Genomic DNA, 6535 nt, shown 5'->3' with positions numbered 1-6535 from the left:
CTTTATTGGTGTGCTGCAAACTTTTCCCAAATAACTCGTAATTTCTGTTAGACTTTTTTCTTCTTACCATAGTTTGTTTTCAGTTCCATTAATAATTCTTTTGATATTTTGCCTATGCAAAATTATCACTAATACACTAATAAATAAAGAAAGGGCTATCATGACTTTATCTTCAAATATAACGCTGTAAATAAATATTGCTATTCCGGCTAACATTGAACTTAGTGAAACATACTTAGAAAGTATCAAAGTTAATATAAATACAAAAAAGCCTGTCAAAGTACCAAAAGGGGTCAAAAATAATAAAACTCCTGTTGCTGTCGCAACAGCTTTCCCGCCTTTAAACCCTGCAAAAACAGGAAATATGTGTCCTAATAGGGCTAATAAACCACAAAAGATGGGGTTGACTGAAGAATTCAGTATTTGAGGCAGTAAACAAGCAACTGTACCTTTTAATATATCAGCAATTGCAACAATTATCCCTGCTTTCTTTCCAAGAACCCTAAAAACATTGGTTGCACCAAGGTTCCCACTACCATAATTCCGAACATCGGTTTTATAGAATAGTTTACCGACAACTAAAGCAAATGAAATTGAACCAATCAAATAACTTAAAAATAACGTTAAAATATTGAGCATAATATATACCTTTCTTGCTTAAATATATTGATATTTAGTTTAATAACCTATCTGCCTTCTTTAACTATCCAGCACCTTTAGTTCAATAAAATAATGCGATACCTCTTTATTGAAGTATCGCACCCAATAGTCTATGTAAAAACTCTTCGCAAACTTTCTTCATTTTAATAACTCATATTTATTTTTAATCACGGTTATTTAGAGCTATTACTATATTGTCTAAGCGAAAATACATTTTTTAATGCACCTATTATTCCAGGCACAAGAAAGAAGACGCCAAAAAAGACAGTAATTAAATTTAATTGTGGTGTTTCGTAAAAAGTAAACCATTCTTTAAAAATTGGCGATTCCGTAATTCTCCCAAATAGTGTTCCATCAATCTCTTTATAATTAGGTAACCATCCTGTTGTTTCAAATGTAATAAAAATTATCTGTGACAATAAAAATACACCAATTTGAGAAACCCAAGATTTTTTAAAAAATGATACACTTTTTTCCTTTTCAGCCAACTAAGATCCCTCCCTGCATTAGATACCATTTTATATTGATATACGGAAAATTAAAGAATAAGTTTCAAAATTTGACATTTTTCTATTGTTTATTCTGTTATTGAACTCAGCTTCACGTTTAGTTCAATAACAAATGCGGTACCTCTTCATAAAGTATCGCATCTGTTAATTGAAGAACATAACTGAATAATTTCATCCTATTTTGCCTACATAAACTTGATTTTTTAAATTAGAAATACCATATTTCATTAAGATTGGTATCATAGCTTTTGGATAAAATGCTTACTCTATGTTTAACTCTACTAAATTCACTATTAATATAAAATAATTCTGCTTCCATTAAACTGCACCTTTAGTGCAATAAGAAATGCGATACCTCTTTATTGAAGTATCGCTACCCGTTAGTTTAAGTTCGAAGGTTCACATAGTTATATTTATTCATCTTCAATTACTAACATATTAGAATCATCAAATTTCCAAAATTCCCCGTAGGCAACTTCCCAATAATAGCCGTCAAGATCTGTAAAGTAACCGCCGTATCCGCCCCAATCAGTTTTTTGAGGTTCTTTCTGAATGATAGCTCCTGCTAACTCCGCTTTCTTTAAGATTTCATCAACTTCTTCATTGGATTTTGCATTATAAGCAAGAGTTATTCCTGAAAAGCCTCTTACAATCTCAGGAGGATTATGTTCATTAACATCTAGTGCTAATTCTTCCAAAGGATAGAGTGCTATTCTTGTGCCTTCATTCTTAAAAAAAATAATATCTGGATTGGATTCTGCCCCTCTGATTGAAGTGTCAAACCCCAATTGCTTGAAGAACTTGTGTGACTTTACAATGTCTTTTGTACCCAGTGTAATGATATTTAATCTGTTCATCTCTTACTCCTTTATATCAAATTTTTTCCTTATTTCTTATGTAAGTATTCTGCCCCGTTAGTACAATAATAAAAAACGCTAATCCCTCTTGGATTAACATTTACTACCTAATTTTCGCTCAATGAGATGGTCTCAGTTTTATCATTCCATTCTACTAATACTTTTACTTCAGAACCTTCAATGACTTTTGCGTTGATTGGATTAGATTCATCTCTACCCGTAAGGAAAACGTCCTTATTTAATTTTACACCACTATGTCCAAAGCTACCTGCATTAGTTTCAATATTGTAAGTTAGTTCACCAACAGAGTTAATATCTTTACCATTAAATTGAAGTTTGAACTCCTGTGTCTCGTAATCATCGTTCGTTTGTGTAACCTTTAATACAGCAGACCAATAATCACTATCTCCCGAAAAGGTTAAAGTTTTCGAACTACAAGCTGATAGGAGTATTAATAATATGAATAAAATCAATAACGATGAGATCCTTTGTATGATAATCCCCCCATTTTTATTTAAACTTTTAATAACAAAACTGTAAAATTTTATCAACTACTATAATTAACGTGAAAAATACAGAAAAGTTTCATCCTTCTTCCACTAAACTGCGACTTTAGTTCAATATGAAAAGGATACTTTCTTTAAAGGAGGCACCCTATTAAAAGAACCAAAACAGATTCATAAAAGAGCTAAACTCTTTTTTTAATATAAAATGCAAGGACAAAAGGAATCAGAGGAAAAAGAATAAGCAGACTAAACCAATTCTCTGCACCACCAAAATATAGTGATGGTAAAATAATGAGAATTCCACTGTATATTAAAACTTTACAGGATTTTTTCCATAAACCCAATATTAATAATATGGATGCAGAAACAATTAAAAACCAAAAAATAAAGCCCACCCAATAAAAACCCATCTGTATTCCCCCTATATTTGTCTAATACAATATATTCTGGAAGATGACACAAATTCCTTCCTTCACTAACCTTCCCATTTAGTTCAATAAGAAGTTTGACTTTTGTTACAGAATATAATCTGTACTATCTGCCTTTGTCCTCGTCTATAACAATACTATAAGAAATATTAAGTTTATCCCAAACCCAAGCCTGAAAAATTCTATCTACCTCTTTTTTTTAGTGCTTCAACATCCAAATCCTCATCAATACCTAATTCCTTAAAAGTAAATGTTTCTGTCGCCTCTGTACCTTCATATTTTGTACTATTGAATGAAAATGTAACTGTCCTATCCATTTGTTCAACCTCCTTATTTCCCCTGCATAAATCTGTCAATAATTACAGTATTCTTTCTTATTGCACTTACCTGCCCCTTTAGTTCAACAAAAAATGCGATACCTCTTTATTGAAGTATCGCACTCGTGAGTTTAAGTATAATTTTTCACAATAAAGCTGATTGCTAATTAGAACATAAAAATAGGTAATTCTCATTCTCTCTACTTACATTATACCATTACTTACAGGTTATTTTATAGACTACTCTTTTATATAATTCCATACTATACTTTTATTGAAATACACAAACTAAAAATCAAAGGAGTGTGTCAGAATGAACAAAACAGATGTCCTTGATAATGGTCCTTTTTTTCATGGTACTAAAGCAGAACTAAAAATTGGAGATTTATTAGAACCTCAACACTTATCAAATTACCAAGATAAAAAATCGAACTATATATATTTTACAGCGACATTAAATGCTGCTAAATGGGGTGCTGAATTAGCAAGGTCTAATTCAAAAGAACGAATTTATATTGTAGAACCATTAGGTGAGTTTGAAAATGATCCGAACGTGACGGACAAGAGATTTCCCGGAAATCCTACCCGTTCATATCGCTCTAAATCTCCTTTGAAAATAATAGCTGAATTAGGCTCATGGGAAAGACATTCTGACGAAGAAATAAATCATATGCTTACATCCTTAAAAAAGTTAAGTGAACAAGGAAAATATGTAATATACGATTAATCCAAAACATCTATAAGTTAATGATTTAAGAACCAAAAATCAATTTACTTTTGCACGCTGTTCGAAACTGTCAAACTTTCAAAATTCGGACAAATAAAATTGAAATTTCTCCCCCTCAATTCTTGTGGGGAGCTTTTCAAAAAATGACCCGATTGTTGAATACAAGATAAACATCGATTTTTAACTAACCTGCTCCTTTACTTTAAGTATATCTCTTCACAATCCGACTCAAATTAACAGGAATATCCAAGTGTTAATCCATATACTTCTTAACTAACCCGCATCTTTAGTGCAATAAAAACAAGGAGTTGTCGAAACAACTCCTTGTTAAGTTAATGTACCCGGATTGTAGGAATTTAAATCTTTCCAACCTTGAAAAGTGTTTCTGAAATTTATAGAGAAGGTATCATCTTTGCTTAAAAGTAAAATTAATGAGGAGTCCCAAAAAACTAATTCAACGACTGCCTTTGGATGTTGGATTTTTGGATTATCAACCCAAAAATTTGGGTTTCCATCAGCATACGGTTCCACTTTAATCTCATTTAAATCCATTGTCTCGTTCTTTTCAAATGCTGATAATACACCCCAAATAAAATAAACCTCTTTATTATTAGCAAGCTGCATTAGCTTATCGCCCGTAATCAAGTAATTATTAATACGAGCATTACTGTCTTCGAATTCTCGATAATCTTCAAAATAATCAAGGTAATTTTCAGGGTAAGTCCAATCAAGGTCGGTTAGTAGCCAATTATATTTTTGTTCAAGTCCATTGAATGAGTTTAATATTTCTTTCAACTCTAAAAAATCATCTAAAACGGTGTTCATTTCTTCCCACCTTTCAACTATGAAATATAAAAGAAGTTGCTTTAGCAACCCCTATATTTTAAATAACCTTTTATTATCATTTTTACAGTTTCTTTTCCAATTCCAGAGCCTACTCCCGTTACTATTATTTTTCGTTGGTGGTTCAGTTATTTACCACCTTTTTAAGGAGTTGATAGAACACTTTCTAATACTAAATTTTCCCTTTCAATTTTAATTTTATTTCTTGCAGTAATAATTGTTTTTCCGCCTCTGATATACCATCAACAGAAAGCTTTCGAGATGCGACGATAACAATCCAGGGCTCAACTTGCTCATAGCTTATACCCGTTAACTTTGTGTACTCTTCCATAAATGCTTTAATGATTGCTTCTCTAGCTAAGTCGAAATTTTCAATTATTTTGCGTGGAGTATCTGGTGGTAGAATCGCATATTTCATCATGATTATGTATTCTGCGATGTCTGTTTCCGGATTTCCTATTGTAGCATTCATCCAATCGATCATAACAAGCTTTCCATTATGTATAAGTATGTTATTTGGATTAGGATCACCATGGCAAAGGTAACCACTTTGGGGTAAGCTGTCTAATAAATTAATTACATAATTCTTTTCCATTTCGTTCAAATAATTAACACTTAATATTTGATTTTTCACGATTTCTCTTTGAGGAGGAACATGAATATTAGAGATATTATGAATTTCACTTAGAAGGCGGGCAGTTAATCTTATGTCACGCATATCTAAAGTTTGAGCAGATTCTGACTGTTCTATTAGATTTTTGAATAAGCGTTCTTTTAGAGTTTCTCCATAAATTCTCTCTAAAACGATTCCCGAACGATTATGTACCTCCACTATTTCAAATGGCTGAGGAACAGATAAATTCATCTCCCACACAGCAAGGGTTTTCTCATATTCAACTTGAATTGCTTCATATGTTGTATTTGATTTTGCTAATTTAATTATTTTGTTATCGTTCTCCCACTCAAATATTTCTGAGCAACTTCCTTCACCTATTTTCCGACCAATTCCCATGAATTGCCTCCTCGTTTAAAATATAAAAATCATAAACAATTAATTTAATTCGAGAAGGCTTTTCTTCATTCCTTCTATCTATAAAACAGCTTTCTTATTCAATCAAAGATACGCATTAAAACGTTTGAGTTGTTTTTTACTTCTTCTTTCTCTTCTTCCTTTTGCCATATAACGCTTGCTTTAGCATATCTGCTCCGTCTTTTTTTATAAACGGAATGGTTGCAATCCCTAATACGACGAAATAAATCAACGCAGCCGTAATACAAGTTGAAGTAATTTTCGTGAATTGGAATAGATTCGGAGTATCGGTAACATGACAAATGAATTCCGAGATAAGGATGGTCAAGGCAAATGCCACTAAAGTGAAAAAACTTGATTTTATACGTTTCCCTTCATTTTCAAACTTTTGGACACGAAAAATCATCGACCAGAATAAAGTTGTCCATAAATAATACAGAACAACAAGCAAAAACCAGAAAAAACTTAAAAATCCATAGATTACCCACAGCATGTCTTCATCTCCCTTCTGCGTAAAATCGTAGCTTTATAGATGATTTTGCTGTTAGGAGTAGTTTAAGTGTGTTACTTCTCAATTCTCACTCTCCTATATAGAAAATTTCCTTTGCAATTTATCATAAAAAAATACACAAAAATATGCTAATGCATGCTATAAAAA

The 6535-nt window shown here is 31.8% G+C and carries 10 protein-coding genes; 1 reads left to right on the top strand and 9 read right to left on the bottom strand.

Annotated elements, in window-relative coordinates; all coding sequences use genetic code 11:
* Window positions 1-63: 63 nt before the first annotated feature.
* The 6 genes from plsY to HU235_RS25285 form a co-directional block, all read right to left on the bottom strand.
* On the bottom strand, window positions 64-639 hold the full coding sequence (gene plsY / locus HU235_RS09530; protein WP_174880065.1) for a glycerol-3-phosphate 1-O-acyltransferase PlsY: 576 nt from the start codon (window positions 637-639) through the stop codon (window positions 64-66).
* A gap of 194 nt (window positions 640-833) precedes the next feature.
* Complete coding sequence (locus HU235_RS09525; RefSeq protein WP_174880064.1) at window positions 834-1148, bottom strand: YfzA family protein; 315 nt, start codon at window positions 1146-1148, stop codon at window positions 834-836.
* Between the two features lie 434 nt (window positions 1149-1582).
* Window positions 1583-2026, bottom strand: a complete 444-nt coding sequence (locus HU235_RS09520) for a VOC family protein (protein WP_174880063.1) — start codon at window positions 2024-2026, stop codon at window positions 1583-1585.
* 107 nt (window positions 2027-2133) lie between these two features.
* Window positions 2134-2499, bottom strand: a complete 366-nt coding sequence (locus HU235_RS09515; protein WP_233452184.1) for a hypothetical protein — start codon at window positions 2497-2499, stop codon at window positions 2134-2136.
* A 215-nt stretch (window positions 2500-2714) separates the two neighbouring features.
* Complete coding sequence (locus HU235_RS09510; RefSeq protein WP_174880062.1) at window positions 2715-2942, bottom strand: hypothetical protein; 228 nt, start codon at window positions 2940-2942, stop codon at window positions 2715-2717.
* Window positions 2943-3142: 200 nt separating this feature from the next.
* The gene (locus HU235_RS25285; RefSeq protein ID WP_267905711.1) at window positions 3143-3277 is read right to left on the bottom strand and encodes a hypothetical protein; all 135 of its coding nucleotides are present in this window, start codon (window positions 3275-3277) and stop codon (window positions 3143-3145) included.
* A gap of 313 nt (window positions 3278-3590) precedes the next feature.
* On the opposite strand from HU235_RS25285, the gene arr reads away from it, so the two are divergent.
* On the top strand, window positions 3591-4004 hold the full coding sequence (gene arr, locus HU235_RS09500) for an NAD(+)--rifampin ADP-ribosyltransferase (RefSeq protein ID WP_174880061.1): 414 nt from the start codon (window positions 3591-3593) through the stop codon (window positions 4002-4004).
* 327 nt (window positions 4005-4331) lie between these two features.
* Here arr and HU235_RS09495 read toward each other — a convergent pair whose 3' ends face one another.
* The 3 genes from HU235_RS09495 to HU235_RS09485 all read right to left on the bottom strand — a co-directional run bounded on the left by HU235_RS09495 (window position 4332) and on the right by HU235_RS09485 (window position 6370).
* Window positions 4332-4829 (bottom strand): hypothetical protein, encoded by a 498-nt coding sequence (locus HU235_RS09495; protein ID WP_174880060.1) that lies wholly within the window; start codon window positions 4827-4829, stop codon window positions 4332-4334.
* A 190-nt stretch (window positions 4830-5019) separates the two neighbouring features.
* Complete coding sequence (locus tag HU235_RS09490) at window positions 5020-5859, bottom strand: phosphotransferase (RefSeq protein ID WP_174880059.1); 840 nt, start codon at window positions 5857-5859, stop codon at window positions 5020-5022.
* Between the two features lie 136 nt (window positions 5860-5995).
* On the bottom strand, window positions 5996-6370 hold the full coding sequence (locus HU235_RS09485; RefSeq protein ID WP_174880058.1) for a hypothetical protein: 375 nt from the start codon (window positions 6368-6370) through the stop codon (window positions 5996-5998).
* Window positions 6371-6535 lie beyond the last annotated feature (165 nt).

Origin of the sequence: Metabacillus niabensis (genome assembly GCF_902829255.1) — a bacterium.
Classification (GTDB): Bacteria; Bacillota; Bacilli; order Bacillales; family Bacillaceae; genus Metabacillus; species Metabacillus niabensis.
This window is presented reverse-complemented; position numbering and strand designations above follow the sequence as displayed.

Bases quoted from the DNA above. Each gene is read 5' to 3' on its own strand.
- HU235_RS09510 (WP_174880062.1), bottom strand. From the start codon at position 2,942: ATGGGTTTTTATTGGGTGGGCTTTATTTTTTGGTTTTTAATTGTTTCT.
- HU235_RS09485 (WP_174880058.1), bottom strand. From the start codon at position 6,370: ATGCTGTGGGTAATCTATGGATTTTTAAGTTTTTTCTGGTTTTTGCTT.
- HU235_RS25285 (WP_267905711.1), bottom strand. From the start codon at position 3,277: ATGGATAGGACAGTTACATTTTCATTCAATAGTACAAAATATGAAGGT.
- HU235_RS09490 (WP_174880059.1), bottom strand. From the start codon at position 5,859: ATGGGAATTGGTCGGAAAATAGGTGAAGGAAGTTGCTCAGAAATATTT.
- HU235_RS09520 (WP_174880063.1), bottom strand. From the start codon at position 2,026: ATGAACAGATTAAATATCATTACACTGGGTACAAAAGACATTGTAAAG.
- arr (WP_174880061.1), top strand. From the start codon at position 3,591: ATGAACAAAACAGATGTCCTTGATAATGGTCCTTTTTTTCATGGTACT.
- HU235_RS09495 (WP_174880060.1), bottom strand. From the start codon at position 4,829: ATGAACACCGTTTTAGATGATTTTTTAGAGTTGAAAGAAATATTAAAC.
- plsY (WP_174880065.1), bottom strand. From the start codon at position 639: ATGCTCAATATTTTAACGTTATTTTTAAGTTATTTGATTGGTTCAATT.